Raw genomic sequence first — 26317 nt, 5'->3', positions numbered from 1 at the left:
GTTCTCATCCTTGCGGCCCCTATGCGACGACACGGACCCTAGGACGCCGGGCGCGGTCAGTCCAGACCGGCGATGATCGCGCGAAGCGTCGCGATCCCGTCGGCCTTTTCCGACGAGGTCAGGACAAGCTGCGGAAACGCGGCGGGATGCTTCTGCAGTTCTTCCCCGACCTGCGCCAGGACCGGCTTGATGGCGTTCGGACCCAGCTTGTCGGCCTTGGTGAGAACGACCTGGAACGGAACCGCCGACCTGTCGAGCAGGGTCATGATCTCGTGATCCACGGGCTTGACGCCGTGACGCGAGTCGATCAGGCAGAAGGCGCGGCGCAGCGTGGGGCGGCCCGACAGATAGGATTTCAGCAGCCCCTGCCATTTTGCCACGACCGCAACCGGCGCCTTGGCGAAGCCATAGCCCGGCAGGTCCACCAGGTAGCTGCGCTCGCCCAGAGTGAAATAGTTGATTTCCTGTGTCCGGCCGGGCGTGTTCGATGCCCGTGCAATGCCCTTGCGCCCTGTGAGCGCATTGATAAGGCTGGACTTGCCGACATTGCTGCGGCCGGCGAAGCAGACTTCGGGTCGGTCGGCCGGCGGCAGCCCGTCCATGGCGACCACCCCCTTGAGGAATTCGACGGGGCCGGCGAACAGTTGCCGCGCGCTCTCGGCTGTTTCGGGTTCGGGTTCGCCGGCGACCGGAAATGCAACCTTCATGCGGTCACCTCGTCTTCCGATGCGATGCGCCCGCCCGTCACGACCTCGGCGAAGACGCCGAATTCGGTATGACCGAAAAGCCGTTGCAGTGAATCGACCATGTCGATATCGCGTTCGCCGCTCTCGGTATCGGCGCTGGTCGCGTCGCAGCGGCCGATATGATCGGTGACGCGCAGCTCGACTTCGCCGATGCGGATGATCCTGCCGACCAGGTCACGTTCCGCAAAACCCGTCCAGCCCTTGATCCACAGGTTCCCACGCCAGCGATGGATGCCAAGCCGCCGCCCGACCCATCGCTCCAGCTCGGCCAGGCTGTCCAGCGACAGGATCGAGATCCACGGCCATTTGCTGTCGGTCCAGATGGCTGCGCCCTTGACCAGCCGCGAGGGGGGCGCCGCATCGGCGGGCCATAGCGGCCGAAGCCAGTCGATCAGCCGGGCTGCCTCGGTTTCCGGGTCGAAGATCAGCTCAGCCCGGGTCGGATGGCGCAAGGCGATCCGCCCCTGCTGCCAGCCGCCGTCGATGGCCTGGACCTGTGCCGAGGACACGCCGCGGACAAAGCAGGATTTCGGCAGCCAGCGATCGGGCGCGCCATCGGTCTCGCTGGCCCTTGCGTTTCGCTCGCCCGTTTCGGTCAGGACCGCGTATTCGCGGTCACCGGGCAGCCGCCGCGCGGGTCTCAACATGACATTGTCCAGCCCCTCTGCGCCGATCGACTTGATCGGATGCCGACGGATATGGGCCAGCCGGGCCGTCACTTGCCCTTGCCTTTTCCCTCGGGCTTTCCGTCCTTGGTCGCACCACCATCGGCCCGTGAGCGCTTGGGTATTGCGGCCTTGATGTTGCCGAACAGATCGGGCCGGTGGCCATGCATCGACATGATCGAATACTGCTGCATGATGGTGATGACGTTGTTGGTGATCCAGTACAGCACCAGCCCCGAGGCAAATCCGCCCAGCATGAACATGAAGATCCACGGCATCCAGGCGAAGATCATCTTCTGCGCGGGATCGGTCGGTGTCGGGTTCAGGCGCTGCTGCATCCACATGCTGACCCCCAGCGCTATCGCCAGGACCGGCAGCGACAGCGAGTGCAGCAGCGTGCCTTGTGCCGGCGGCGAGAAGGGCAACAGGCCGAACAGGTTCAGCAGGCTGGACGGATCGGGCGCGGCAAGGTCGCGGATCCAGCCGATCCACGGAGCGTGGCGCAATTCGATGGTGACGAAGATCACCTTGTAGAGCGCGAAGAAGATCGGGATCTGCAACAGCACCGGAAGGCAGCCGGCGGCCGGGTTCACCTTCTGGGTCTTGTAAAGCTCCATCACCTCTTTCTGATACTTCATCCGGTCGTCGCCGGTCCGCTCCTTGATCGCCTCCATCTGCGGTTGCAATTCCTTCATCTTGGCCATCGAGATGTAGGATTTGCGCGCCAGAGGGAAGACCAGCAGCTTGAGGATGAAGGTCAGGGCGATGATCGACCAGCCCATGTTTCCGATATGCGTGTTCAGCCAGTGCAGCAGGCTGAAGATGGGTTTGGTCAGGAAATAGAACCAACCCCAGTCGATCGAGTCGACAAATCGCTGGATGCCCGGCGTTTCCTCGTAATCGCGGATGATCTCGGTCACCTTGGCGCCGGCGAACAGATAGCCGGTCGAGGTCAGCTGGGTCCCCGGCTGGACCGTCTGCATCGGATAGCGCGCCTCGGTCTGGTAGATGTCGGCAGCTTCGGCGTATTTGATGACGGCGGTGAAGGCCTGGCCCGGGGCGGGCGCAAGCGTGGTCATCCAGTATTTGTCGGTGAAGCCGATCCAGCCATTCTCGTTCACCGGAATGAGATCGGCGCGGCCTTCGCGTTCAAGCGGGTCAAGATCGACGATCTTCTTGTATTTCAGCTCTACCAGTTCGCCATCATGCATCCCCACGGCACCCTCGTGCAGCACGAAGAAGTTCTGGGTGTCGGGACGGCCGTGACGGGCGATGATGCCATAGGGCGCCGCGCTGAAGGCTGCGTCGCCATTGTTCTCCAGACGTTGCGACACGGTGAAGAGATAATTCTCGTCCAGTTCGAACACGCGGCGGAAAACCTGACCTGCGCCGTTGTCCCAGACCAGCGTGACCGGCTGGCCGGGTGCCAGCGTCTCGCCGGATTCCACTGACCAGACGGTCGAGGGGCCGGGCACCAGACCCGGGTCTGTGCCGGCCGACGCCGTCCAGCCGTAGACGGCGTAATAGGGTTTTGCGCCTGCGGTATCGAGCGCCGGATCGGCGGTGGCCGAGGAGGGGGCCAGCAGCCTGACATTCGAGGAATTCGGGTCAAGCGTCTCCTGGTACTGGGTCAGAAGCAGGTCGTCGACCCGCCCGCCGGCCAGCGAGATCGAGCCTTCCAGCGATGGCGACTTGATGAGGACGCGACCGACGCTGGCCTCGGCGCCCGCGGCGGCGTCACCGCCCAGATCGGCGGTCGTCGTGGCCGAAGGGGCGGTCGGCGTCGCTGGGGCGACGGTCTGGCCCTGTTCGGTGACCGGCTGCCCGCCGCTCTGTTCGGCCGGTGGCTCTGGCGCGAAGACGGTGTACCAGATCAGGATCACCAGAAACGACAGGACCGTCGCCAGGATCAGATTTCGGTTGTTGTCTTCCATCAGGTCACCACTGTCATCGCGTCAGTCGCGCCGGTTCAACAGAAGGGGGGGTCAAAGGTCAAGCGCATTTGCCGCGAAGCGGGGAACAAGGCCAAGAAATTCAGGGCAGATCCGGTCGGATCGGGCTTTCCGGGTGACGGAGAACCCCGGCTTGGGCACCGCGGAGCCGTGAGTGTGGACCCTGGCGCATGATGTTGAACGGGGCGCCGAGGGCCGGTCCTTCACCGCCGTGGATCGTCATCGGCGGCTGGCTCAGCCGGCGCTGCGGCGCGGCATGCCGGGCAATTCGCCCGCATTCCGTTCCTGATTTGCCAGGAATTGCAGTGTCTCGGGCAGCGGCATCGGCCGCGCCACCGCATAGCCCTGGACCTCGTCACACCCCATCTGCGCCAGGAAGCCATGCTCTTCACGCGTTTCAACGCCCTCGGCCAGCGCCGAGATGTTCAGCCGTTCGGCCAGCGCCAGAATGGCCAGGATCATGCGCTGCTGGCCGGGGTCGATATCGCAGCCCATCACGAAGCTGCGGTCTATCTTGATCCGGTTGACGCCGAACTGACGGATCGCGTCCAGACTGGCATAGCCGGTGCCGAAATCGTCCAGATCCACGCGGCAACCTGCCTTGGTCAGCAGGGACAGATTCTGACGGGCCTCAGAGCCGCTGGTGACCGGAGCGACGCTTTCCAGAACCTCCAGCACCACCCGGTCCGGACGGACATCCTGCCGGTCGAGTTCCCACAGCAGGCTGTTGGCAAAGTCCGGATCCGACAGCTCGCTGTTCGATATGTTGACCGAGACGGTCGGGACCTGGCAGCCCTGGGAATCCCAGAATTTCAGCGCCTCGATCGACTGGCGGATCATGCGTCGGGTCAGGGCCTTGTGATCGGCATCGACCATGCGCGACATGAACGCGGCGGGCAGCAGCAGCCCGCGGGTGGGATGGTTCCAGCGGGCCAGAGCTTCGAAGCCTGTGACGCGGCCTGAATCGCAGCAGATCTGCGGCTGGAAATAGGCGACGATCTGGCCTGTCCCGGCGGCCTCGGCCACCGTCGCGGGCAGGTCGCCGCCTTCAAGGGCCGGATCGTGTTCGAACAGGCTTACGCCACCCAGTCGATCCACGCCCAGTTGCGCCAGACGGCAACGCGCATTCCGGATCGTTTCGTCCAGATCGGCTTGCCTGGCGCCTTCGGCATGTATGAGGACGCCGGTCAGGACCGGGGTGATGGAGAGGCCGGAAACCGCAAGCGGCTGTTGTGCGCGCCCTTGCAGACGCTGCGCGACCCGCATCGCTTCGGCCTCGCTGCGGTCGGTCAGCACGATGGCGAATATTCCGGTTTCGGGGATCTTGACGGGGTCTTCGGGTCGGATCGCACGGTTCAGCCGAACCGACAGGCTGACCAGCAGATGTCCGAACCCCGCCTTGCCCAGATGCGCCGACAGCGTGTCCATGTTTTCCAGCCGCAGAAGCAGCAGGCTTCTTGCACCCGGCGCCGCCGACGCGGGCCGTAACGATCGCGATCGCTGCCACAGCCTCTGCCCGGTTCTGATCAGCCTCGCCAACATCGCGGCCCCTTCCAGGAAACTTCAGGACCCGGTCTAGGCAAGAAAGATTTGTGTCCCGTTAATGGTCCTGAGGCGCCTTCCGCAAATTTAGCTTGGATTTGAATCTTTGGGTAACAATGAAACGAAATCAAACAGTTGTGGATCAAGCAGGTGGGAGGGGCGGACATTCATCAGCGATCGGAACATGACCTGCCGGCGGCCGGGCGAGCGTGCCTCCCATTCATCCAGCAATTTCTTGACCTGGACACGCTGCAGACCCTCCTGGCTGCCGCACAGGTCGCAGGGGATGATCGGATATCCCATCGAACGCGCGAATCGGTCGCAATCCGCCTCGGCCACATAGGCCAGCGGACGCAGCACGGTCAGGTCCCCCTCTTCGTTCAGAAGCTTGGCAGGCATGGCGGCCAGCCGCCCGCCGTGGAACAGGTTCATGAAGAAGGTCTCGAGGATGTCGTCGCGATGATGGCCCAGCACAACGGCGGAACACCCCTCTTCGCGCGCGATCCGGTACAGATTGCCGCGCCGCAGCCGCGAACACAGCGCGCAGTAGGTGCGCCCCTGCGGAACCTTTTCCATGACGATCGAATAGGTGTCCCGGTATTCGATGCGATGCGCGACGCCGCGCTCGGTCAGGAATTGGGGCAGGACAGTCGCCGGAAAGCCCGGCTGCCCCTGATCCAGATTGCAGGCCAGCAGATCGACCGGCAGCAATCCGCGCCATTTCAGCTCGTGGAGGACCGCCAGCAACGTATAGCTGTCCTTGCCTCCGGACAGGCAGATCAGCCAGCGGTCGCCGGGACGGACCATCCCGTAATCCTCGATCGCCGCCCGGGTCTCTCGGACCAGTCGCTTGCGCAGCTTGCGGAACTCGGTCGAGGACGGGGCGCCCGCGAACAGCGGATGGATCTCGGCGTCGTCGGCATCATCCAGCATCGGAATGTCTTTCATGGGCGGGATCATCGCCCGGGACCGGGTCATACCCACGCCCGCCCCAAGGGTGACAGCGCGCAATGCGCCGAACGGCCAGCCAGCTTCCCCGGATCGCTCCGTGACGCCGCAACGCGTTCAGCGCATAGGCCGAGCAGGTCGGCTGGAACCGGCAGCCATGCCCCACCCAGGGCGAGGCGACCAGACGGTAGGCCCGCACCGGCAGCGCAAGCATATGGGCCAGTGGGCTCATCGGTGCATTTTCCGCAGCGCGCGGCACAGATCGTCGCAAAGCGCCGCAAAGTCGCGGCTGGCGGTCACGTCCGGTCGGCCGACCAGCACATAGTCCCATCCAGGCCGCGCAAGCCGGGACAACCGCAGGCGAGCGACCTCGCGCAGGCGACGCTTGGCCCGATTGCGCATCACGGCGTTGCCGAGTTTCTTCGAGCAGGTGAACCCGACACGCGCCGGTCCGTCATCGCCGCGATCGCGGGCCTGCAGCAGAAAACCCGGCATGCCCTGCCGCAGCGACCTTGCTGCGGCCAGGAAATCGGCACGTTTGGTCAGGACGGGCGGCATCGAAAGCCGCGACCCGGACATGCGAAATGCCGCCGTGCCGTCATCCACTGGCCGAATTTCAGCGTGGGGATCGGGCAAGGGCGGCATGTCCAAGGCCTTTCGTCGGCGGGTTCGAAACCCGCCGGACACTGTCAGGCCGACAGGCGCTTGCGGCCTTTGGCGCGGCGGGCATTCAGCACGCGGCGGCCGCCTTTGGTGGCCATGCGGGCGCGAAAGCCGTGACGGCGCGCACGAACGAGGTTCGAAGGTTGGAAGGTGCGCTTCATGGTCAGGTCTCCGGGTCGGTGCTTGCGGTTGGCGGTCCAGTGGGGCATGACAAAAAGCCACGGACCCGCACGCAGACATGCCGGTTGTTCGAAGCCCGCTGGATAGTGCAAGGTGGGGGTGGCGTCAACCGCCAAGACCTGCGTTTATGACGCCTGTGAAATCGTCGTCCTGCGGAACCTGGGCGCGATCACATTCGTTTGATGTGCAATCGCCGACATGCCCGGCAAAAGCGGACGCCACGATCCCACGACCCGGAAAAGATGCGACTGAACACCATATCTGGCCGATTTGCTGCCTTGACGATGATCTTCGTCGTGTTGGCCGAGCTGTTCATCCTGTTGCCGGCCCTTGCCGGCTTTCGGCTGGACTATGTCGAATCGCGGCTCGAGCGGGCGCAGATCGCCAGCCTTGCGCTGCTTGCGACCGACGAATCGCTTGCCCTCGATCTGGAATCCGAATTGCTGCAGAATGCCGGGGTCTTCAACGTCGTGCTGCGGCGTAACGATATCAGGCAACTGGTGCTGTCCTCGCCGATACCGGGGCCCGTCTTCGCGACCTACGACCTGCGGGACGTGAATCTTCTTGAGGCCATGCTCGACGGCGTGGCAACGCTGCTGGACGCCAAGGACCGGGTGGTCCGCGTGATCGGCGCACCGGTCAACCAGGCCGGGCAGCTGATCGAGATCACCATGCCGACCGCGCCGCTGCGTACCGCGATGGTCGATTACGGGCTGCGGCTTCTTGCCGTGTCGGCGGCCTTTTCGATCCTGACCGCGGTTCTGCTGAACCTGGCCGCGCAGCGGCTGATCCTGGTCCCGATCCGCCGCGTGATCAGCAACCTGTCCGCCTATGCCGGCGCGCCCGAGGATCCGCGTCACATCATCCGTCCCGATGCGCGTCTGGCGGAGCTGCGCGAGGCCGAGACCGCGCTCGAGGCGATGCAGAAGACCGTCACATCGTCGCTGAAGCAGAAGGAACGCATGGCGTTGCTGGGACAGGCCGTGGCCAAGATCAGCCACGACCTGCGCAACATCCTGACCACGGCCCAGATCTTCGCGGACCGTCTGGAGGACAGCGCCGATCCCAAGGTCAGGCGCGCCGCGCCCAAGCTGGTCAACTCGATCACCCGCGCCGTGCACCTGTGCGAAACCACCCTGGCGTTCGGCAAGGCCGAAGAGCCGCCGCCGACCCTGTCGCGCTTCAACCTCTCGCAGCTGGTTGCCGAGATGGTCGAAGCCGAGTCGCTGGCCGGGCAGGCCGAGGGCCGGGTCGAGTTTCTCAGCGATATTCCTGCCAGCCTGATGATCCGCGCAGACCGCGATCAGCTGTACCGAGTGCTGACCAATCTGGTCCGCAACGCCCGCCAGGCCATCGAGGGCAGTTCAAAGCCCGGCATTGTCGAGATCGGCGCGGGCGAGACCGACGCCGAATGGTGGATCAGGGTGGGCGATTCAGGGCCGGGCCTGCCGGAAAAGGCGCGCGAGTTCCTGTTCAAGCCCTTCACGGGCAGTGCGCGCAAGGGCGGGACGGGGTTGGGGCTGACCATCGCGGCGGAGCTTGTGCGCGGACATGGGGGCCGGCTGGACCTGATCCGCAGCGATGCCGAAGGCAGCGAATTCCTGATCCATGTGCCGCGCGACGCGGGCATGGAGGCCCTGCGACAGGCCGGTTCCGCGCGCTGAGAGCCAGGCCAACTTTTTCGCGCTGCCCCCTTGCATCCCCCGAACCACAGCGATAGATCAGCCCCCTACGACGGACCCGTAGCTCAGCTGGATAGAGCACCAGACTACGAATCTGGGGGTCGGGCGTTCGAATCGCTCCGGGTCCGCCATTCATCCTATTGATTTCAATGCTTTTTCGGCAGTGCTGATCGGCCCCATCCGGTTCGGTTGCAGACCGCATGTCCGGGCTGCTTTCAAGGCCATGATCGCGTCCCGCCACAAGGCGGGCGTCATGGCAAGATCCCGTTTCAGGATGCGCCTGCGGGATCGCAGCCGGTGGCCACGCGCGGCGCAGATCTGCGACAGACCCTCGCCCGGATCCGATCGTAGCGCGACAGCAGTCCCACGCGGGTCCTTCAACCGCAGATGCGCGGCTGTTTCGCCCTGAGGCAGATCCGCATCTCGTTTTGGGGACGCAGGCCGCGAGCAACCGCATCGGCCAACCTTTGAGAGCCTGAGGCAGCCAGGCAGATCGGCGCGGCTCTGTCGCGCATCCGGCAGATCTCTTGACCCGTTCGCCCGGTTTTCAGCGACGAGAAGAAGCCCGGGATCGCAGGATTGTCCCGGACATGTCCGGCACGATCACGGACTGGTCTCTGCGAGCATCTCGGCCGGCCTGCCGGACATCTCGAGGGGGTTCGCTGTGGCAGGCTCGTGGGGTGCGATCCTCAGGGCACGCAGCGCGTTCAGGATCACGGCGACGTCGATCACCTCCTGCAACAATGCCCCCTGCACCGGCGTGAGATAGCCGAAGGCGGCGGCGATCATGCCGAGGACCGAAAGTCCAATGCCGGCGACGACGCTTTCGACGGCGATCCGACGCGAGGCCCGCGCGATCTCGATCCCCGGCCCGAGCCGGTCGATCCGATCGACCAGCAGCACCACGTCGGCGGCCTCGGCCGAGGCGGCGGCCCCGCGCGCTCCCATGGCGACGCCGACATCGGCCGCCGCCAGAGCGGGGGCATCGTTCACACCGTCGCCCACCATCATGACGGGCCCGTGCTTGCGCTCGGAAAGGACAAGCATGACCTTCTGATCGGGCGTGAGCCCGCTGCGCAGTCCGTCCAGTCCGAGCCCCTCGGTCACGCGCTCTGCCACCGCGGCGCGGTCGCCGGTCGCCAGAAGAATGCGCGCGATCCCTTCGCGGCGAAATCCGGCAAGCATGGCGGCAATGCCATCACGCAGCGGATCGGCCATCACGAGACGTCCCGCCATCTGGCCGTCGACCGCCACGGCGACGAGGACGGATCCTGCCTCGATGGCTGTATGGTCCTCGCTCCCCTTGCGCCCCACGCGCTTCGCGACGAAGCCGTCGCCGCCCACAACGACCTTGCGGCCTTCGACGCGACCCTCGACGCCTTCGCCGGGAAACTCCGCCACCTCCGAAGGGACGGGCAGCGCGAGGCCCCGCGCCTTCGCGGCTGCGACGACGGCTTGCGCCACAGGATGCTTGGATGCCTGATCGAGTGCGGCGGCGAGGCGCAGGATGTCGCCCTCGTCCATGCCGTCGTGACGGTCGATCGACACGATCTCGGGGCGGCCTTCGGTGAGCGTGCCGGTCTTGTCGAGAATCAGGGTGCGGATGCGCGCCATCGCCTCAAGCGGGCCAGCACCCTTGATCAGCACGCCGAAATGGGCCGCGCGCGAGAGGCCCGCGACCAGCGCCACGGGCACGGCGAGGATCAGCGGGCACGGGGTGGCGACGACCAGCACGGCGACGGCCCTGATCGGATCACCGGTGAACCACCAGGCGGCAAGGGCGATGACGACCGTGACGGCGAGAAAGCCAAGGGACCAGCGGTCGGCCAGCCGGGACATTGGCGCCTTCGACCGCTGCGCTTCCTCGACCAGCCGGACAATCCCGGCATAGGTGCTTTCCTTCGCGCGGTGCGTCGCGGTCAGGTCGAACGCCTCGCCAGCATTCGTCGAGCCACTCATGGCCTCGGCCCCGCGTTCCAGCCGCGCGGGCAGCGATTCGCCGGTCAGCGCCGAGGTATCGAGGAAGGCCTTGTCCGAGGCCACGGTGCCGTCCACGGGCACGACGTCGCCCTGCCGGATCAGAAGACGGTCGCCCGGCGCGATCTCGTCAAGAGGCACCTCCTCGAGCCCGCCGTCGAGATGGCGCGTTGCCGTCCGGGGCACGCGCGACAGCAGGTCGTGCATCTCCCGCCGGGCGCGGCCTTCCGCGAAGCTTTCGAGGAAGCTGCCTCCGGAATACATCACCGCGACAACCGCCGCCGCAAGCGTTTCACCGAAGACCAGCGCCGCGGTCATGGACAGCGCCGCAACGATGTCCAGCCCGACCTCGCCCCGACCGATGCTGCGCAGGATCTCGAAAAGAAGCGCGGCGAGCGCGGGAACGACCCCGGCGATCCAGAAGAGGTTGGCGATGTCGGCCTGGCCTGCGACGCGGAATGCAAGACCCGCCATCAGGCCGATCGCGGCCAGCAGCAGGATTGCGGTCTTGAAGCGATCGGTGCCAGTCTGCTCCACGGGGCTCATCCTTCCTCGGCAAAGGGTGTTGCCGCTGGCTTCTGGCAAGAAAGCCGTCCGACGCTGACACCGCTTGTGCGACCTTCATCATCGCGCAGCAGGAACAGCGCGTCGAGGCCGCGTTGTCTTGCCAGTGCGGCCCCCTTGTCAACGCCAAGAACCATGAGCGCGGTCGCCCGGGCATCGGCCTGGGCACCGCTGCGGGCCACGACCGTGACCGAGGCCGGCGAAGCGATCAGCGCTGCGCTTCGGATCCATGCTGTGCGAAAGGCGACGGCCCCGCAGTTCGACCCCGTGACGGTAGTCGCCCGAGGTCGCCACCGCGGCGTCCCGAAGCGCGAGAGAGGCGCCGTCGCCGCCAGGGTCGTTGAGGGTCGTTGTCAGCGTCACCGGCCTTGCCACGGCGAGGCCGGGCAGCGTCAGCGCGGTGGTCAGCGCAAGCGTTGCAAGAAGCGATTTCATCGGATGAATCCTCGTTGGGAGAGGTTCCAAGGAGCGGATCAGTTCACCTGAACCTGCGGCGGAGCGCCATGACCGAAGTGCCCGTTCTGCGGCGGTGCGGCAGTACCTGCCGGTACGGGATTGCGAGCGCCGCCACGACAATCGTCATCACCGTCGTGACCGCGCCGCGCGCCTTCGCGCCAGCCGCGATCGTCATCGTCACGGGCAAGAGCCAGCAGCATCGCGTGCGAGCCCTCTTGGAAGAGCGCGGCGAAAGGTGGAAGGCCGCCGCCGGCGGGGGCCATCCTCGCGCTGCGGGCCGCGACGCCGATGGCGGCGGTCAGCGCCGTGGACGCGACAAGAAGTGTCAGGATCGTGTTCATGGCAGGGCCTCCTTGCGTCTGCTCGGGACGATCTGGCGAGCCGACCTGGGGGCTTCCACACGGCGAAGCGACTTCCGCTTCCGCTTGTCGTCACGAAGAACAGGGCCCCGCCTGTGACAGCGGGCCGGGTAGAGGCCGACGGAACGTCGGCCCCGGGATTTCCGTCTGTCGTGGAGGACGCAGCAGCGGGACCAGTTCCCGGACCTTGCCCGGCCTCCCGATGTTGATCTGCGCTGTGTCCTGCGCGGTGGCATCAGTCATCGCCGTCCGCTTCGCGATCCCCTTGCGGGCGCGCATCGTCGTCCTCATCGTCGTCCTCGTATTCGAACTCGATCACCTGAAGCGTGGCCGGATGGACCTTTACCTCGATCCGGCGCCCCTCGGCGTCGCGGCCGTCGATCTCGTAGCAGCCGTCGTCGATCTTGATGCGGCCCACGGTCCAGCCGTTTTCTTCGGCCAGCCGGACGATGGAATCACGCGGCTGCCAATCGGCCATCGGTGAGAAGCAGTCGTCGTCCGCCAGCGCGAACCCGGCCGGGAAGACGGCGAGAAAGCCGAGAATCGTCACGGTCGTCTTCATGGGCCAAACTCCTTGGCAGGGCCATCTTGAGGCAATTCATGCGCCGCGAAGCTGACGGCAGCCTGAAGGGGGTGCGCACGCCGGCGTCAGTGTGGCGCAAGCCAGGCGGATCATGACGGGTCATCGGGAAAAGGAACGGGAACCACCATGCGCATCCTGCTGATCGAGGACGACACGACTCTCGGGGCCGCCGTGCGCGATCAGATCGGGGCCGATGGCCAGTCGGTTTACCGGGTCACGCGCCTCGACACGGCAGGCCACGCGGTGCGCGGCAGGTCCTAAGATCTGATCCAGCTTGACCGCATGAGAATGGGCGCTGCTGGACGCCTTCCGCACACGGCCGGGTCGGCTGTTGTCGAAGCCGCAACTGCAGGAAAAGCTCTACGCTTTCAACGCAAAGGTCGAGGGCAACACCATCGAGGTCCATGTCAGCCGCCTGCGCAAGAAACCGGGCGCGCAGGTCATCGAAACCGAGCGCGGCATCGGCTATCGGCTGGGCAGGCCATGAGGTCTCCGCGCAGCCTTCAGGCGCGGCTGGCGCTGTCGCTCGGCGTCTTGCTGAGCCTGCTTCGGATCGCTGCCGCTTCCGTGACCGCCCTCCTGCTGCGGCACGAGATGGACGAGGTCTTCGACTCGGCCCTGCAGGAAACCGCGCCGCGTCTCTTGCCGCTGGCGGTGGTGGCTATCGTGGGACGAGAGGACGATGGCGTCACCCAGCGGCTTGGCGCGGTCCGCGCACATGACGCGTTCCTCTCATACATCGTCCGCGACGCGGATGGGCGCGTCCTGCTTCAGTCGCTTGCCGGCGCAATCGCGCAGGCGCAGCGGTTGCCGTCGGAAACCCGCGAACCGGCCGCCTTGGCACGGCCAGCCGATATCGAGGCGACGCTCAAGCGGCTTGCGCGCGTGTCGGAACGCTTCATGCAGCCTGCACGGGCCGAGGACGGGCAGCGTCGCCTTGATCGTGCCACCGATCTGAGTGCCGTGGCGCGCGTCATGGTCGACGATCTTGCACGAAACGAGGTTGCCGGTCGGGTCGCGCCGACGCTGCCAGAGGGGCCAGCGATGTCGGATCCGGGTCCCGTCGCGTTCGGAATCCTGCGCCGGAACCTTGTGCAGAGCGCCCTGCGTCACGGCGCGGCGGGCCTGCCTGTCGAGGTGACGCTGATGCCGGATGGGCGTTTCAGCATTGCAAATGAAGGTCCGATCGTGCCGCCTGAAACGCTGGCCCGTCTGGCCGCCCGCTTCGAGCGCGCGGGCGCTGACAGCGACGGCAGCGGAGTTGGCCTCGCGATGGTCGTCGCCATTGCGGATCGTATCGACAGCCCGCTGGTTGCGCGTTCGCCAGGCCCTGGCGCTCGGTCCGGGTACCAGGCGTCCGTCACGTTGCCGACAGAGGTTGCGAACACCCGAAAGTGAACCGGCACCCCGCCGCGCGGACGACAGGCGCGGCATATCTGCCGCCTTCTACATGGACATCCCGGTGAGCGATGCCTATCTTTGCGCCATGCTCACGCGTGTCATCGCCCTGTTGGCCATCGTTGCAATCACCGTCCTCACGACGACGGTGTCAGGGCATGCTGCGCGCATGAATGGCGAGCCGGCCCACGCTGTCCCGGTCGGCGAGATGATGCATGGTGCCGACGGCGGCGAACGCTCGTGTGACACCGGACCGCGTTGCGGATCGACCGATGCCGCGATGTGCGAGTTCGTCTGCGCGGGCCTTTCGGCCATCCTGACCTCGCCAGGCGGGGAATGCGGGCATGTCTTCGGCAGCGCCAGTCATGACCTCCCGTCCGAGGCAATCCACGTCTGCCATGCGCCGGGACTGAACGAACGACCCCCAAAGCTCCGTCTCCTCTGAGCGCGCGCCCGGGCCGATGCCCGCGGCGTCCCATCGGCCTTGATGAACGGGACGGCATGTCCCGAGGAGACGACCATGAACATGCTTTCACGACGCGGCTTTCTGGCCGCAAGTGCTGCCGCCTTTGGCATGGCACACATGCCCCGGATCGCCTTCGCGCAAGGGGTGGTGCCGATCAGCCTCGCCGCCGCGAAACGGACCCTCGATATCGACGGGCGCGCGGCCACCGTGTTCGGCCTTGCCGGTCCCGGCGGCCAGGGGCTGGTGCTCGACCCCGGCCAGAGGTTCCGGGTCGACCTGACAAACGATCTCGACGTCGGAACGATCATCCACTGGCATGGCCAGATCGCGCCCAACGCGCAGGACGGCGTGCCGGACCTGCCGATGCCCCTTCTCGCGCCGGGAGAGACGAGGAGCTACGATTTCGAGGCGCGGCCGGGCACCCACTGGATGCACAGTCATGTGCCGATCCAGGAGATGCGGTTGCTCGCGGCGCCATTGATCGTTCGTTCGCAGGATGATCTTGCCGCCGACCGGCAGGACATCGTGATGTTCCTGCATGACTTCTCGTTCAAGTCTCCCGAGGAGGTTCTCGCCGAAATCGGCGCTGGTCATGGCGTTGGACACGGCGCTGGCCACGGGACAGGTGCGCAGCCCGATCAAGGAGCGCCAATCGGTGGCATGGGCGCGACGCAGGGCATGGATCATGGCGCCATGGGCCATGGCGCAATGGGCGGCGTGCCGATGGGCAACATGCCCGGAATGGGCGGGATGATGGGCATGGGCGGCCAGACGGGCGGCATGGCCATGGACCTGAACGACCATGACTGGGATGCCTATCTCGCCAATGACCGGACGCTTTCGGACCCCGAAGTGGTGCAGGTCGAGCGCGGCGGCCGCGTCCGCTTGCGGGTGATCAACGCCGCCGCGGCGACCGTGTTCTGGATCGACACCGGCTTGGCGCAGGCCAGACTGGTTGCGGTGGACGGACATCCCGTCCAGCCTCTCTCGGGTGCGCGGTTCGGCCTGGCGATGGGCCAGCGGCTGGACATCGAGATCGACCTGCCGAACGAAGGCGGCGCCTGGCCGATCCTCGCATTGCGCGAAGGTGCGCGGGAACGCACCGGCCTGATCCTCGCCACGCAGGGTGCCGAGGTCCGGCGCCTCGATGCCCTGGCAGAGTCCGAAGCGCCCGCGTTCGACACCGATCTTGCGCAGGAGGCGCGCCTGATCGCCCGCGACGCCCTGCCGGACCGGCCGGTGGACCGCCGCCAGATGCTGATGCTGGGCGGCACGATGCAGCCCTATGTCTGGACGATCAACGGGGCCGTCTGGGGCCGGCACCAGCCGATCACCGCGCGAAGCGGCGAACGGGTCGTGCTGTCCTTCCACAACATGTCGATGATGGCCCACCCGATGCATCTGCACGGCCATGTGTTCCAGGTCGTCGGGCTGAATGGCCGCGCCGTCGCGGGCGCGATGCGCGACACGGTTCATGTGCCGCCGATGTCGATGGTCGATATCGCGCTTGATGCCGGCGAAACCGCGCGCTGGATGCTGCATTGTCACCACATGCCGCATCTTGCGAGCGGCATGATGACCGAGTTCGCGGTCGACGCATCGGCCTGATCGGGGCGGGGCGTTCGGACCCGTCGCCCCGATACCGACCATGTGCCGTACTGTCCCGCTCCCATGAGGTCGCAAGGGCGGGTCACAAGGCACAGCCTTCCGCTGTAAGAACAGGAGGACGAGATCATGAACTGGAACGAAATGGGCCACGGAATGGGTTTCGGAATGGGGTTTGGATGGCTGTTCGGGCTGCTGATCCTTGCCCTTGTGGTTTTGGCCATAGCTGCGCTGATCAAATATCTTCGGAAATGAGAGAAAGGACGTCTCGATGGCTTATACAATCAATCGCACGATCCCTGATGCCGGGATCGACGACGTCGACGCCCGCGCGCGAAAGGCGCTTGCGGATCACGGCTTCGGAGTTCTGACCGAGATCGACGTCAAGGCGACGATGAAGACGAAACTGGATGTCGAGATGCCGGCCTATCGCATCCTTGGCGCCTGCGACCCCCGGATGGCGCATCGGGCGATCGGGATCGAGCCCAGGGTCGGCGCGATGCTGCCCTGCAACGTCATCCTGCGCGAGGTCGAGGGCGGTGTGGAGGTCAGCGCCGTCGACCCGGTGGCGTCGATGCAGGCGATCGAGAACGCCGACCTGACGGCCCTCGCGGCTGAGGTGAGGGACTCTCTGGCCAAGGCCGTCGCGGCGATCTGAGATGAGCCGGCCCGACATCATCTTCGTGGCCGTGGTGATCCTTGCGCTGGTCCTGCTCGGCGTCTGGCTGTTGGCGCCTTCGGTGCTCATCGAGGCATGCGGACTGATGGACGGCAAGCGTCTCGAAGCGCCGGTCGCGCGCGCTGGTCTCTGGGGGCCGGTCGTGAGCGTCACGCTCATGACCGTCACTGTCGTGGCGAGCCCCATCCCCGGCGCGCCCATCGCGCTGGCGGCCGGGGCGGCCTGCCTGCATCCACGGGGGACAAGGCAGGTCGTGACCGGTGCCGGGATCGGGGCGCTGATCCGCTAATCGTCGTGATCGGCGGGGTCTGCTTGGCGGTGGCGTTCCAGTTCGTCGGAGTATTCCTGGCGCAATCCTGTCTGGGAAAGCGCTCACGACGAGCAACAACAAGGGCTTGAGCTTCCAGTTTCTGGACGCCGCAAGCTGAAACAAGCGATTGAAAGGCCGACAGACCATGGAGCACGATCACCATCACGCGTCGCCCGAGATCCCGGCGGGGACCGAGACGGCGAAAGACCCGGTCTGCGGGATGACGGTCGCGGTCAAGACGGACGGGCGTCACGCCGGGTTCCAGGGAGAGACCTTTCATTTCTGTTCGGAGAAATGCCTCGCGAAATTCAAGGCGGATCCCTGGTTCTACGCTACGGGCCGGGCCGCAGCGCGCCCGAAAGCGGCCCCGGCGGACGTCCAGTATACCTGCCCGATGCATCCCGAGATCGTCCGGGATGCGCCTGGGGCCTGCCCGATCTGCGGCATGGCGCTGGAGCCGATGGTCCCTTCGGACGAGCCAAGCGAGGAACTGACCGACTTTACACGCCGGATGTGGATTTCGGCCGCCGCCGCGGTGCCGCTTGTCATCCTGACGATGGGCGAGATGGTCGCGCTGCCGGTGCGCGACTCGATCGGGCATCAGACCGCAAGCTATCTGGAATTCGTGCTGGCCACGCCGATCATCCTCTGGGCGGCCTTGCCATTCTTCCGGCGCGGCCGGGATTCGGTCGTGAACCGCAGCCCGAACATGTGGACCCTGATCAGCCTCGGCGTGGCGGCGGCCTATCTCTATTCGATCGTCGCGACGTTCCTGCCGGGGCTGTTCCCGCAGCAATACCGGATGGGCCACGGTGTCGGCACCTATTTCGAAGCCGCTGTGGTGATCGTGACGCTGGTCTTCGTGGGCCAGGTGCTGGAGTTGCGGGCGCGCGAACGCACCGGAGACGCGATTCGGGCGCTTCTGGACCTCGCCCCCAAGACCGCGCGGCGCATCCTGCCGGATGGAACCGAATACGATGCACCGTTGGAAAACATCATGGAAGGCGACCGGTTGCGCGTGCGCCCCGGCGATGCGGTCCCCGTCGATGGGACAGTGATCGAGGGACGCTCGTCTCTGGACGAAAGCATGCTGACCGGCGAGTCGATGCCGGTCGAAAAGGGCCCGGGCGATGCGGTGACCGGGGCGACGATCAACAAGAACGGCTCTCTGGTGATCGAGGCGGGCAAGGTCGGGTCCGATACCGTGCTGGCGCAGATCGTCGCCATGGTGTCGAACGCGCGCCGGTCCCGCGCGCCGATCCAGGGTCTGGCCGACCGGGTCTCGGCGGTATTCGTGCCAACCGTGGTCGCCATTGCGATATTTGCCTTCGTGGTCTGGATGATCTTCGGCCCGGAGCCCGCGCTGGTCTTCGCCATAGCATCCGCCGTTTCGGTCCTCATCATCGCCTGCCCCTGCGCGCTGGGGCTTGCGACACCGATCTCGATCACCACGGCCGCGGGGCGCGGCGCACAGGCGGGCGTGCTGATCAAGGACGCCGAGGCGCTGGAGCGCATGGCGGGTGTCGATACTCTGATCGTGGACAAGACCGGCACGCTGACCGAGGGCAAGCCGACGCTGACGGATACCGTGGCGCTGGCGGACGTTCCCGAGGCTGACCTGCTGTCGCTGGCTGCGGCGCTGGAGCGCGGCTCGGAACACCCGCTGGCCGAAGCCATCGTCGAGGGGGCAGAAGCACAAGGGGCGCAACGGAAGGAAGCCACAGACTTCGAGGCGGTCACCGGCAAGGGTGTGCGTGGCAAGGTTGGCGGCCGTGCCGTGGCGCTTGGCAATGCGGCAATGATGCGGGAGATGGGGCTCGACTCCACGCAGGCCGAGGCAAAGGCCGACACCCTGCGCGCCGAGGGCAAGACGGCGATGTTCATCGCGCTCGATGGCGCGCTCGTCGGCATTGTGGCGGTCGCCGACCCGATCAAGCAGAGTAGCGCGCAGGCCATCAAAGAACTGCACGCCCAGGGACTGCGGGTCATCATGGCGACGGGCGACAATGAGCGCACGGCGCAGGCGGTCGCGGGAAGGCTCGGCATCGACGAGGTGCGCGCCGGCATCCTGCCCGAGGCAAAGAAGGATCTCATCGACCAGCTTCGCCGAGAGGGCCACAAGATCGCAATGGCGGGCGACGGGGTGAACGACGCGCCCGCGCTGGCTGCTGCCGACGTGGGCATCGCCATGGGCACCGGCGCGGATGTGGCAATGGAAAGCGCAGGCATCACCCTCCTGGGCGGCGACCTGATGGGCATCGTGCGGGCGCGCAAACTGGCCCGTGCCACCCTGCGCAACATCAAGCAGAACCTGTTCTTCGCATTCGCCTATAACGCTCTCGGCGTCCCCATCGCAGCAGGACTGCTCTACCCCGTGACCGGCCTTCTACTCTCGCCGATGATCGCGGCGGCGGCGATGAGCCTGTCGTCGGTCTCGGTGATCACCAACGCTCTACGGCTCAGGCGGGTCGATCTCTGACCTGTCAGTCCACCCATGCAATCTCGAAAGGAAGATCAGATGACCCGACACACGTTCTCCCGCCGCACCCTTCTGATCAGCGCTGCTGCGCTAATGGCTGCGTCGCCCTTGAGGACCCTGGCACAAGGCGCCGGTCCGGCAATCCACGTGATGAAGGACCCGAACTGCGGCTGCTGCTCGGCCTGGATCGAGATCCTCGAAAACGACGGTTTCGCAGTCACGACCGAGGCGAGCGGGGGAACGCTCCTGATGCGCTACAAGCTGGACAACGGCATCCCGCAGGAGATGGTCTCCTGCCATACGGGTCGCGTAGATGGCTACATGATCGAGGGCCACGTGCCCGTTGCCGACATACGCCGTCTGCTGGACGAGCGTCCGGACGCAGTCGGTCTCGCAGTGCCCGGCATGCCCTATGGCTCGCCCGGCATGGGTCCGGAGTCGCAGCGAGAAGCCTATGTCGTCTATCTGATCCGTCGTGACGGCACGGCAGAGACATTTTCAAGCTATCAGGCGGCCTGAGATTTGCATGGCATTCCGGGTCGCGCCTTGGCGGCCTCTCAGAGCTGTGACGACCAGCGGGGATGCTGGTCGTCCACGACGAACGGATGCGCGTGACGCCGCGCACCCTTGAGATGGGGGTGGTCGAGCGGCAGGTTGTCATGGCTGTGCTCGAGGATCTCTGGATCCTCCTTTGGCCAGAGGCGCAGAGCCGATAGCGCGCCGACGCCTGCCAGCGCCGCAAGCGTCCCGAGGGCCGCGACCGGTCCGAACTGCGTCATCAGCCAGCCGGAAAGCGGATAGGTCACAAGCCAGCAGGCATGGCTGAGCGCGAATTGGGCGGCGAAGAGCGCGGGGCGATCCTCCGCATGGGCGGACCGTCGCAGCAGGCGGCCTGAGGGTGTGAGCACCGCCGAATACCCCAGGCCCACCAACAGCCACGCGCCAAGGAGGACGGGCCAGTTCAGCCCAAGGGCGGCGACCTCTCCGGCGAGACCGAGGAGCGTCAGGACCATGAGCGCGGCCCCGGCGACCATCACCGGCCGGTCCGGCACGCGGTCGAGCAGCTTCGGCAGCGCAAGGGCTGCCAACATCGAGCCCGCGCCGAAGGCGAACAGCGTCCATGCCAGCGCGGATGCGTCCAGCCCCAGCGTGCTGCGCACCAGCACCACCGAGTTCACCAGCACCATCGCACCCGCAGCGGCGGCGGCGAGATTCAGCGCCAGCAGGCCGCGCAGGCGTGGTGTCGCGAGGTAGATGCGGATGCCGCGCGTCGTGCGGTCGTAGATGCCGCGCGGCTCGGCTGGTTTCGGCGAAGGCAGCAGGACCGAGACGACCAGCGCCGCCGAAGCCGCAAACCCCACCACCGTTCCAAGGAAGAGGGAGTTGTAGCTCACCACCGCCAGCAGGAGCCCGGCCAGCATCGGGCTGACGATGTTCTCGAGGTCATAGGCCAGCCGCGACAGCGACAGCGCCCGCGTGTAGCGCGCCTCGTCGGGCAGCACGTCCGGGATGGTCGCCTGGAAGGTCGGCGTGAAGGCGGCAGACGCCGATTGCAGCAGGAAGATCAGCACGTAGACCTGCCAGACCTCGGTCACGAAAGGCAGGCACAGCGCGACACCCGCCCGAACCAGATCCAGCGCAACCAGAAGCGCCCGACGGTTCACCCGGTTCGCGAACGCGCCGGCGATCGGGGCGATGCCGACATAGGCCACCATCTTGATGGTGAAGACCGTGCCCAGCACCATCGCCGCGTTATCGCCCGCCAAATCGTAGGCCAGAAGCCCGAGCGCGACAGTGGCAAGACCCGTGCCCAGAAGCGCCACGACCTGCGCGGCGAAGAGATGGCGATAGGTCCGGTCGGCAAGGACTTCCAGCACGGGGGCCTCAAAGGTAACGGGAGATGGTTTTCAGTTCATCGCGGTCCGCGAGCGAGTGATCGGCATCCAGGCAATGGTCCACGTGGTCGTGGATCAGCGCCCGCTTGGCGTTCACCACCGCCTTCTCGACCGCCTGAAGCTGCTGCGCGATCTCGAGGCAGGGCTTGCCCGCCTCGATCATGCCGATCACGGCGCGCAGGTGGCCGTCGGCACGTTTCAGCCGGGCGATCAGGGCGGGATGGGTTGCGTGCACATGCGGCCTTGTCATGGAAGGACGCTATCCTCCCCGAGAGGATAGAGCAACTCAGCCCGCGCACGCGATCGCGAACTGACGACGGGCGGGCGGCCCCGCGTCACCTGATCAGGCCGGCCGCCATGACCCGTGACCCATGACCCGCATCGCGCCCGCGCTGGCGCAGAATGTCGGCCACGGCGAACGGCTCCGTCCCGGCCGAGTACGGCACCTGGAGCTATCCTGTCGCGCGCGAACACGATTCAGTTGCCGATGATCGTCAGATCGAAGCCCGGCAAGCCCGGACGGAACCGCAGCACGGCCCGTGACCGGCCATGGCACAGCGCATTCAACTGCGCGCGACGGGTGCCTGACTGATCGGTCGAATTCTGTTCGGGCGCCTCGCCGCTCGGCTTCCATCTCGCGCTTGCTGCGGGTGGAAGACCCAAAAGATCCACTTGAGCGTAAAAACGGCTATAGACATCAATGTGTTCTATCCTTAGCCTTTTACAATTGCGCTGAAAATCGTGTAAGGTCGGCGTCGCATATCAGCCAGCTGTGTCGTTTTGTCACGGTCATCTGGGACGCCATGGCGTAAGAAAGGCCGTCCGCGCCAGCTTTTGTGAACCGGCTGCACGGCTGATCGGGCCGAACCAAAACAGTGAGGAGGAAACGTCATGTTCAAGAAAATTCTGGTCCCGGTCGATCTGGGCCATCTGGACCGATTGCAGAAGGCATTGGCTGTCGCCGCCGCCGAGGCCGGGCATCATGCGGCAAGCGTTGTCTATATGGGCGTGACCGAAGAGACGCCGGGCGCCGTTGCCCACAACCCGAAGGAATACGAAGCCAAGCTTGCGGACTTTGCCGCCGAGCAGGCCAAAGCACATGGCATCACGGCCGAGGGGCTGGCGGTCGTCAGCACCGATCCGGCGGCCGAGATCAACAAGCTGATCCTGAAGGCCGTGAAGGATACCGGCGCCGATCTGGTGGTGATGGCGAGCCACCCGCCCCGGATGCTGGACTGGATCCTGCCGTCGCATGGCGGGCATGTCGCCGAGCATGCAGAGATCTCGGTTTTCGTCATACGCTGAAGCGACCAGCGAAAGAATTGCACACACGAGGAGGGACAAGATGAACGAAAACGAACAGGATCCACAGGTCGAACAGCCGGAGGTCGAGGCGATCCCCGAACCTGAAGGCGAAACCGAGATCATTCAGACCAATTACGACATCGGCCAGGACAATTTCAGCGGCACCGTCGCGCTCGACTGGGACATCCACAAGATCGTCTTTTCGGTCTCCGCGGTCAGCATCATGCTTTTCGTCTTTCTGACGATGGCTTTCCAGACTGAAGTCGAGCCATTGTTCGTCGGCCTGCGCGATTGGCTCACGGGCAATCTGGACTGGTTCTTCCTGCTGTCGGGCAACATCTTCGTCCTCGTCTGTCTGGGACTGATCATCTCGCCTCTGGGCAAGGTGCGCCTTGGCGGGACCGAAGCCACGCCGGATTTCAGCTATATGGGCTGGTTCTCGATGCTGTTCGCGGCGGGCATGGGCATCGGGCTGATGTTCTATGGCGTGTCCGAGCCGATGTCGCATTACTCGTCCGCGATGGGCGGCATCACCGTCGGCGAGGACGGGTTGCGCACCGACTGGGCGCCCCTGGGCGGCGCCGAAGGAAACGAAGTCGAGTCGCGGCGGCTGGGCATGGCGGCGACGATCTTCCACTGGGGTCTGCACCCCTGGGCGATCTATGCCGTGGTCGCGCTGTCGCTGGCGCTGTTCAGCTACAACAAGGGCCTGCCGCTGACGTTGCGGTCGTGCTTCTATCCGATCTTCGGCGAACGTGTCTGGGGTTGGCCGGGCCACATCATCGACATCCTGGCCGTGCTCGCCACGATTTTCGGGCTGGCCACCTCGCTGGGGATCGGCGCGCAGCAGGCGGCGGCAGGGCTGAACTTCCTGTTCGGTATGGGAACCGGCAATTCGATGCTGATCCTGCTGATCATCGTGATCACGCTGATCGCCATCGTTTCGATCATCCGCGGGCTTGAAGGCGGGGTCAAGGTGCTGTCCGAGGTCAACATGGGTCTTGCGGCGCTGCTGCTGGCCTTCGTGATCCTGGCCGGGCCGACCATGGCCATCCTGACCGGGTTCTTCGACAACCTGGTCGCCTATGGCCGGCACCTGCCGGCGCTGTCGATGCCCTTCGGGCGCGAGGACAGCAACTTCGCCAGCGGCTGGACGGCCTTCTACTGGGCCTGGTGGATCAGCTGGTCACCGTTCGTGGGCATGTTCATCGCCCGCGTCAGCCGGGGCCGGACGGTGCGCGAGTTCCTGATCGCCGTGCTGATCGTGCCGACGGTGCTGTCGGTGCTGTGGATGACCGCGTTGGGCGGGACGGCCATCGGGCAGGTGGTGAACGATGGCTACACGGCCGTTCAGGATGCCGCGCTGGAGCTGAAGCTGTTCCAGATGCTGACCCAGCTGCCGCTGACGGCGATCACCTCCTTCATCGGGATCGTTCTGGTGGTGGTGTTCTTCATCACCTCGTCGGACTCCGGCTCGCTGGTGGTCGACACGATCGCCGCAGGGGGCAAGACCAACGCACCGGTGTTCCAGCGCGTGTTCTGGGCCAGCTTCGAGGGCGTGGTCGCGATTGCGCTTCTCCTTGGCGGCGGGCTGGCAGCGTTGCAGGCGATGGCGGTGTCCACCGGCCTGCCGTTCACAGTGGTCCTGCTGGCCGCCTGCTACGCGGTCGTGCGCGGGCTGCTGAACGAACCGCGCTGACACAAGACGTCCCGGCGCTGCATCGTTGCAGCGCCGGGATGCCGCCGACACGTCGCGCGGAATATGCCCTGGACCCTGCCGCTGACCGTGTCACCCGGGTCGGAGTCTGGAAAAGACAGAGGCGGCAATTCCCTTTTGCGCAAGAACGGCGGCTCTGATCTTGTCGGGGCTATGCAGAGACGCGAGCCCTTCAGATGACCACCCCGCAGATGCTGATCCTTGCCATCCTCATCGCGACGATGGGCCTGTTCCTGTGGGGCCGGTTCCGACACGACATCGTGGCGCTGATGGCGCTGATGGCCTGCGTGGTCACCGGGTTGGTGCCGGCGGCGGACGCCTTTGCGGGCTTCGGTCATCCGGCGGTGATCACCGTGGCCTGCGTCCTGATATTGAGCCAGGGCCTGAAGAACACTGGCGCCGTCGATTGGCTGGCGCGGACCGTGCTGCCGCAGAAGGCCGGGCGATTGACGAGCATGGCCACGCTGATGGGGCTGGGCGTGCTCTTGTCCGGGTTCATGAACAACGTCGGCGCCATGGCGCTGTTGATGCCGGTTGCGGTGCAACTGTCGGATCGGCTGGAGCTGACCCCGGGACAGGTGCTGATGCCGCTGTCCTTCGGCACCATCCTGGGCGGCATGACCACACTGATCGGCACGCCGCCAAACCTGATCGTCTCGGGGTTTCGCGCCGAGGCGGGGCTGGGCGATTTCGGCATGTTCGACTTTGCCCCGGTGGGCGCGGCGGTGGCGGTTCTGGGCGCGGCCTTCGTGGCGCTGGTCGGCTGGCGTCTGGTGCCGATACGCAAGGCGGCCAGGGCAGAAGGGTTCGAGACAGGCTCCTATCTGACCGAAGTCTGCGTGCCGGAGGACAGCAAGGCCGTTGGCCTGACCCTGCGCCAGTTCGAGAGCAAGATCGAGGACAGCGAGGCGCAGATCGTGGGCCTGGTGCGCAACGAGGTGCGGATGACCGCACCGTCTGGCGGCCGCCGCATCCGCGAAGGAGACATCCTGATCCTGGAGGCCGATGTCGAGACCCTGGCCAAGGCGCTGTCGGTCTTTGGGATCAAGCTGGAAGAAGAGGAGGCGTCCTCGAAAGACGACGACAGGACAGAAGCAGAATCAGCCAACGCCGGGAAGGACGGGAAAACATCCAGCGAGGCACAGGATGACGCGGAAGACGATGACAGCAAGCCTGACGACAGCATCGTGCTTCGCGAACTGGCCGTGCTCCCCGGTTCCAGCATCGTGGGAAGTTCGGCCAGCGACCTGCGGTTGCGCACACGCTACGGGCTGAATCTTCTGGCGGTGTCGCGCAAGGGGCAGCCACCGAAGACACGGCTGCGCACGCTCAAGCTGAAATCGGGCGACCTGCTGCTGATGCAGGGTCCCGCCGAGGTGATCTCGGAGTTCGTCAACGACACCGGCTGCGTGCCGCTTGGCGAGCGCGAATTGCGCATTCCCGACAAGCGCATGGCAGTCATCGCGGGTGCGATCATGCTGGGATCGGTGGGTATCGTCACCGCCGGCTTGCTGCCGGCAGCGGCGGCCTTCACGCTTGGGGTGATCGCGTCGATGCTGTTGCGCACGCTTCCCCCGCGGCAGGTCTATGCCGCGATCGACTGGCCGGTGATCGTGCTTCTGGCGGCCCTGATCCCGGTCGCGGGGGCGATGCAAGTCACGGGTACCGCCGACCTGCTGGCGCGGTTTCTGGTTGAGACCATCGCGCAGGGCAACCCCGTCGCCGCGCTGGCGGTGGTGCTGGTCACCACCATGTTCCTGTCGGACGTGATGAACAACGCCGCCACCGCCGCAGTGCTCTGCCCCGTCGCCATCGGCATCGCCGCCACATTGGGTGTCAATCCCGACAGCTTCCTGATGGCCGTGGCCATCGGCGCCTCTTGCGCCTTCCTCACCCCCATCGGCCACCAGAACAACACCCTGATCCTCGGTCCCGGCGGCTTCGGCTTCGGCGACTACTGGAGACTTGGCCTGCCGCTCGAGGTGCTTGTGGTCGCGGTCAGCATCCCGCTGTTGCTGATCGTCTGGCCATTGTAAGGGGCCGCAGACAGCCGAGATCGGACTGGTTCCTGCAACTCGGCTGGTCGCGCCGGCTTTCGTCGTGACCCGATGGGTCCGGATGGACCTCGTGGCGCTGCTGGGACTGT

At 65.9% G+C, this 26317-nt stretch carries 29 protein-coding genes, 1 tRNA gene and 1 pseudogene; 15 read left to right on the top strand and 16 right to left on the bottom strand.

The window, feature by feature from the left end; genetic code table 11:
• Positions 1–56: 56 nt before the first annotated feature.
• The 8 genes from yihA to rpmH all read right to left on the bottom strand — a co-directional run bounded on the left by yihA (position 57) and on the right by rpmH (position 6677).
• Positions 57–707, bottom strand: a complete 651-nt coding sequence (yihA, locus tag L1965_RS01520; RefSeq protein WP_235754641.1) for a ribosome biogenesis GTP-binding protein YihA/YsxC — start codon at positions 705–707, stop codon at positions 57–59.
• The gene (locus tag L1965_RS01515) at positions 704–1465 is read right to left on the bottom strand and encodes an MOSC domain-containing protein (RefSeq protein WP_235754640.1); all 762 of its coding nucleotides are present in this window, start codon (positions 1463–1465) and stop codon (positions 704–706) included. Before L1965_RS01515 ends, yihA begins: the two co-directional genes overlap by 4 nt.
• On the bottom strand, positions 1462–3345 hold the full coding sequence (yidC, locus tag L1965_RS01510) for a membrane protein insertase YidC (protein WP_235754639.1): 1884 nt from the start codon (positions 3343–3345) through the stop codon (positions 1462–1464). The genes L1965_RS01515 and yidC overlap by 4 nt, the downstream gene beginning before the upstream one ends.
• Positions 3346–3597: 252 nt before the next feature.
• Positions 3598–4791, bottom strand: a complete 1194-nt coding sequence (locus tag L1965_RS01505) for a GGDEF domain-containing phosphodiesterase (RefSeq protein ID WP_235754638.1) — start codon at positions 4789–4791, stop codon at positions 3598–3600.
• A gap of 201 nt (positions 4792–4992) precedes the next feature.
• A complete protein-coding gene (ttcA, locus tag L1965_RS01500; RefSeq protein ID WP_235754979.1) occupies positions 4993–5838 on the bottom strand; it encodes a tRNA 2-thiocytidine(32) synthetase TtcA in 846 nt (281 codons plus the stop codon).
• Complete coding sequence (yidD, locus tag L1965_RS01495; RefSeq protein WP_235754637.1) at positions 5828–6085, bottom strand: membrane protein insertion efficiency factor YidD; 258 nt, start codon at positions 6083–6085, stop codon at positions 5828–5830. The genes ttcA and yidD overlap by 11 nt, the downstream gene beginning before the upstream one ends.
• A complete protein-coding gene (gene rnpA / locus L1965_RS01490; protein WP_235754978.1) occupies positions 6082–6432 on the bottom strand; it encodes a ribonuclease P protein component in 351 nt (116 codons plus the stop codon). Before rnpA ends, yidD begins: the two co-directional genes overlap by 4 nt.
• A 110-nt stretch (positions 6433–6542) precedes the next feature.
• The gene (gene rpmH, locus L1965_RS01485; RefSeq protein WP_028725980.1) at positions 6543–6677 is read right to left on the bottom strand and encodes a 50S ribosomal protein L34; all 135 of its coding nucleotides are present in this window, start codon (positions 6675–6677) and stop codon (positions 6543–6545) included.
• A gap of 261 nt (positions 6678–6938) precedes the next feature.
• Between rpmH and L1965_RS01480 the strand changes: the two genes are divergently transcribed.
• Both L1965_RS01480 and L1965_RS01475 read left to right on the top strand, forming a co-directional pair.
• Positions 6939–8360: a sensor histidine kinase gene (locus L1965_RS01480; protein ID WP_235754636.1), complete on the top strand. Its 1422-nt coding sequence runs from the start codon at positions 6939–6941 to the stop codon at positions 8358–8360.
• A 72-nt stretch (positions 8361–8432) separates the two neighbouring features.
• Positions 8433–8509: transfer RNA gene (locus L1965_RS01475), tRNA-Arg, on the top strand.
• Between the two features lie 472 nt (positions 8510–8981).
• On the opposite strand, the gene L1965_RS01470 is transcribed toward L1965_RS01475, so the two are convergent.
• From L1965_RS01470 to L1965_RS01450, 6 genes and pseudogenes are all read right to left on the bottom strand, one after another.
• Positions 8982–10901, bottom strand: coding sequence for a heavy metal translocating P-type ATPase (locus L1965_RS01470; protein WP_235754635.1), 1920 nt, complete (start codon positions 10899–10901; stop codon positions 8982–8984).
• Positions 10898–11101, bottom strand: coding sequence for a hypothetical protein (locus L1965_RS16225; protein ID WP_439332031.1), 204 nt, complete (start codon positions 11099–11101; stop codon positions 10898–10900). The genes L1965_RS01470 and L1965_RS16225 overlap by 4 nt, the downstream gene beginning before the upstream one ends.
• Positions 11040–11213 carry a hypothetical protein gene (locus L1965_RS16220; RefSeq protein ID WP_439332041.1) on the bottom strand — a complete coding sequence of 58 codons (174 nt, stop codon included), beginning with the start codon at positions 11211–11213 and terminating at the stop codon, positions 11040–11042. The genes L1965_RS16225 and L1965_RS16220 overlap by 62 nt, the downstream gene beginning before the upstream one ends.
• 12 nt (positions 11214–11225) lie before the next feature.
• Positions 11226–11354 (bottom strand): annotated as a pseudogene (locus L1965_RS01460) (DUF2271 domain-containing protein); the annotation flags it as partial.
• Between the two features lie 38 nt (positions 11355–11392).
• Positions 11393–11716, bottom strand: a complete 324-nt coding sequence (locus L1965_RS01455) for a hypothetical protein (RefSeq protein ID WP_235754634.1) — start codon at positions 11714–11716, stop codon at positions 11393–11395.
• A 253-nt stretch (positions 11717–11969) separates the two neighbouring features.
• A complete protein-coding gene (locus tag L1965_RS01450; RefSeq protein ID WP_235754633.1) occupies positions 11970–12296 on the bottom strand; it encodes a PepSY domain-containing protein in 327 nt (108 codons plus the stop codon).
• Between the two features lie 147 nt (positions 12297–12443).
• Here L1965_RS01450 and L1965_RS16215 point away from each other — a divergent pair, with 147 nt between their 5' ends.
• The 10 genes from L1965_RS16215 (at position 12444) to L1965_RS01410 (ending at position 19773) form a co-directional block, all read left to right on the top strand.
• On the top strand, positions 12444–12578 hold the full coding sequence (locus tag L1965_RS16215; RefSeq protein ID WP_277882923.1) for a hypothetical protein: 135 nt from the start codon (positions 12444–12446) through the stop codon (positions 12576–12578).
• A 70-nt stretch (positions 12579–12648) separates the two neighbouring features.
• Entirely contained in the window at positions 12649–12804 is a 156-nt protein-coding gene (locus tag L1965_RS16210) for a winged helix-turn-helix domain-containing protein (protein ID WP_235754632.1), read from the top strand.
• Positions 12801–13715 carry a sensor histidine kinase gene (locus L1965_RS01440; protein WP_235754631.1) on the top strand — a complete coding sequence of 305 codons (915 nt, stop codon included), beginning with the start codon at positions 12801–12803 and terminating at the stop codon, positions 13713–13715. Before L1965_RS16210 ends, L1965_RS01440 begins: the two co-directional genes overlap by 4 nt.
• 64 nt (positions 13716–13779) lie before the next feature.
• Positions 13780–14160, top strand: coding sequence for a hypothetical protein (locus tag L1965_RS01435; RefSeq protein WP_235754630.1), 381 nt, complete (start codon positions 13780–13782; stop codon positions 14158–14160).
• Between the two features lie 75 nt (positions 14161–14235).
• Positions 14236–15789: a multicopper oxidase family protein gene (locus L1965_RS01430; RefSeq protein ID WP_235754629.1), complete on the top strand. Its 1554-nt coding sequence runs from the start codon at positions 14236–14238 to the stop codon at positions 15787–15789.
• 126 nt (positions 15790–15915) lie between these two features.
• Positions 15916–16041 carry a hypothetical protein gene (locus tag L1965_RS16005; protein WP_277882922.1) on the top strand — a complete coding sequence of 42 codons (126 nt, stop codon included), beginning with the start codon at positions 15916–15918 and terminating at the stop codon, positions 16039–16041.
• 16 nt (positions 16042–16057) lie between these two features.
• Complete coding sequence (locus L1965_RS01425; RefSeq protein WP_235754628.1) at positions 16058–16444, top strand: DUF302 domain-containing protein; 387 nt, start codon at positions 16058–16060, stop codon at positions 16442–16444.
• A 1-nt stretch (position 16445) separates the two neighbouring features.
• Positions 16446–16754, top strand: coding sequence for a hypothetical protein (locus L1965_RS01420; RefSeq protein ID WP_235754627.1), 309 nt, complete (start codon positions 16446–16448; stop codon positions 16752–16754).
• A 166-nt stretch (positions 16755–16920) separates the two neighbouring features.
• Positions 16921–19254, top strand: a complete 2334-nt coding sequence (locus L1965_RS01415) for a heavy metal translocating P-type ATPase (RefSeq protein WP_235754626.1) — start codon at positions 16921–16923, stop codon at positions 19252–19254.
• 39 nt (positions 19255–19293) lie between these two features.
• A complete protein-coding gene (locus L1965_RS01410) occupies positions 19294–19773 on the top strand; it encodes a DUF411 domain-containing protein (protein ID WP_235754625.1) in 480 nt (159 codons plus the stop codon).
• A 38-nt stretch (positions 19774–19811) separates the two neighbouring features.
• Here L1965_RS01410 and L1965_RS01405 read toward each other — a convergent pair whose 3' ends face one another.
• Both L1965_RS01405 and L1965_RS01400 read right to left on the bottom strand, forming a co-directional pair.
• On the bottom strand, positions 19812–21131 hold the full coding sequence (locus L1965_RS01405) for an MFS transporter (RefSeq protein WP_235754624.1): 1320 nt from the start codon (positions 21129–21131) through the stop codon (positions 19812–19814).
• A 7-nt stretch (positions 21132–21138) separates the two neighbouring features.
• On the bottom strand, positions 21139–21399 hold the full coding sequence (locus tag L1965_RS01400) for a metal-sensing transcriptional repressor (RefSeq protein ID WP_235754623.1): 261 nt from the start codon (positions 21397–21399) through the stop codon (positions 21139–21141).
• A gap of 641 nt (positions 21400–22040) precedes the next feature.
• Between L1965_RS01400 and L1965_RS01395 the strand changes: the two genes are divergently transcribed.
• The 3 genes from L1965_RS01395 to L1965_RS01385 all read left to right on the top strand — a co-directional run bounded on the left by L1965_RS01395 (position 22041) and on the right by L1965_RS01385 (position 26207).
• Entirely contained in the window at positions 22041–22454 is a 414-nt protein-coding gene (locus L1965_RS01395) for a universal stress protein (RefSeq protein WP_235754622.1), read from the top strand.
• A gap of 40 nt (positions 22455–22494) precedes the next feature.
• Positions 22495–24153, top strand: a complete 1659-nt coding sequence (locus L1965_RS01390; RefSeq protein WP_235754621.1) for a BCCT family transporter — start codon at positions 22495–22497, stop codon at positions 24151–24153.
• 194 nt (positions 24154–24347) lie between these two features.
• Entirely contained in the window at positions 24348–26207 is a 1860-nt protein-coding gene (locus L1965_RS01385) for an SLC13 family permease (RefSeq protein ID WP_235754620.1), read from the top strand.
• Positions 26208–26317 lie beyond the last annotated feature (110 nt).

The sequence above is a fragment of the Paracoccus salsus genome (assembly GCF_021556615.1).
In the GTDB taxonomy this organism is placed as follows: Bacteria; Pseudomonadota; Alphaproteobacteria; order Rhodobacterales; family Rhodobacteraceae; genus Paracoccus; species Paracoccus salsus.
Note: the sequence above shows the minus strand (reverse complement) of the source record. Positions and strands in the feature narration are given on the sequence as shown.

What these genes read in the sequence shown, in the direction of transcription:
- yihA (WP_235754641.1), bottom strand. Translation starts at nt 707, where the DNA reads ATGAAGGTTGCATTTCCGGTCGCCGGCGAACCCGAACCCGAAACAGCC.
- yidC (WP_235754639.1), bottom strand. Translation starts at nt 3,345, where the DNA reads ATGGAAGACAACAACCGAAATCTGATCCTGGCGACGGTCCTGTCGTTT.
- L1965_RS01505 (WP_235754638.1), bottom strand. Translation starts at nt 4,791, where the DNA reads ATGGACACGCTGTCGGCGCATCTGGGCAAGGCGGGGTTCGGACATCTG.
- ttcA (WP_235754979.1), bottom strand. Translation starts at nt 5,838, where the DNA reads ATGCTGGATGATGCCGACGACGCCGAGATCCATCCGCTGTTCGCGGGC.
- yidD (WP_235754637.1), bottom strand. Translation starts at nt 6,085, where the DNA reads ATGAGCCCACTGGCCCATATGCTTGCGCTGCCGGTGCGGGCCTACCGT.
- rnpA (WP_235754978.1), bottom strand. Translation starts at nt 6,432, where the DNA reads ATGTCCGGGTCGCGGCTTTCGATGCCGCCCGTCCTGACCAAACGTGCC.
- rpmH (WP_028725980.1), bottom strand. Translation starts at nt 6,677, where the DNA reads ATGAAGCGCACCTTCCAACCTTCGAACCTCGTTCGTGCGCGCCGTCAC.
- L1965_RS01480 (WP_235754636.1), top strand. Translation starts at nt 6,939, where the DNA reads ATGCGACTGAACACCATATCTGGCCGATTTGCTGCCTTGACGATGATC.
- L1965_RS01470 (WP_235754635.1), bottom strand. Translation starts at nt 10,901, where the DNA reads ATGAGCCCCGTGGAGCAGACTGGCACCGATCGCTTCAAGACCGCAATC.
- L1965_RS01455 (WP_235754634.1), bottom strand. Translation starts at nt 11,716, where the DNA reads ATGAACACGATCCTGACACTTCTTGTCGCGTCCACGGCGCTGACCGCC.
- L1965_RS01450 (WP_235754633.1), bottom strand. Translation starts at nt 12,296, where the DNA reads ATGAAGACGACCGTGACGATTCTCGGCTTTCTCGCCGTCTTCCCGGCC.
- L1965_RS16215 (WP_277882923.1), top strand. Translation starts at nt 12,444, where the DNA reads ATGCGCATCCTGCTGATCGAGGACGACACGACTCTCGGGGCCGCCGTG.
- L1965_RS01440 (WP_235754631.1), top strand. Translation starts at nt 12,801, where the DNA reads ATGAGGTCTCCGCGCAGCCTTCAGGCGCGGCTGGCGCTGTCGCTCGGC.
- L1965_RS01430 (WP_235754629.1), top strand. Translation starts at nt 14,236, where the DNA reads ATGAACATGCTTTCACGACGCGGCTTTCTGGCCGCAAGTGCTGCCGCC.
- L1965_RS16005 (WP_277882922.1), top strand. Translation starts at nt 15,916, where the DNA reads ATGAACTGGAACGAAATGGGCCACGGAATGGGTTTCGGAATGGGGTTT.
- L1965_RS01425 (WP_235754628.1), top strand. Translation starts at nt 16,058, where the DNA reads ATGGCTTATACAATCAATCGCACGATCCCTGATGCCGGGATCGACGAC.
- L1965_RS01420 (WP_235754627.1), top strand. Translation starts at nt 16,446, where the DNA reads ATGAGCCGGCCCGACATCATCTTCGTGGCCGTGGTGATCCTTGCGCTG.
- L1965_RS01415 (WP_235754626.1), top strand. Translation starts at nt 16,921, where the DNA reads ATGGAGCACGATCACCATCACGCGTCGCCCGAGATCCCGGCGGGGACC.
- L1965_RS01410 (WP_235754625.1), top strand. Translation starts at nt 19,294, where the DNA reads ATGACCCGACACACGTTCTCCCGCCGCACCCTTCTGATCAGCGCTGCT.
- L1965_RS01400 (WP_235754623.1), bottom strand. Translation starts at nt 21,399, where the DNA reads ATGACAAGGCCGCATGTGCACGCAACCCATCCCGCCCTGATCGCCCGG.
- L1965_RS01395 (WP_235754622.1), top strand. Translation starts at nt 22,041, where the DNA reads ATGTTCAAGAAAATTCTGGTCCCGGTCGATCTGGGCCATCTGGACCGA.
- L1965_RS01390 (WP_235754621.1), top strand. Translation starts at nt 22,495, where the DNA reads ATGAACGAAAACGAACAGGATCCACAGGTCGAACAGCCGGAGGTCGAG.
- L1965_RS01385 (WP_235754620.1), top strand. Translation starts at nt 24,348, where the DNA reads ATGACCACCCCGCAGATGCTGATCCTTGCCATCCTCATCGCGACGATG.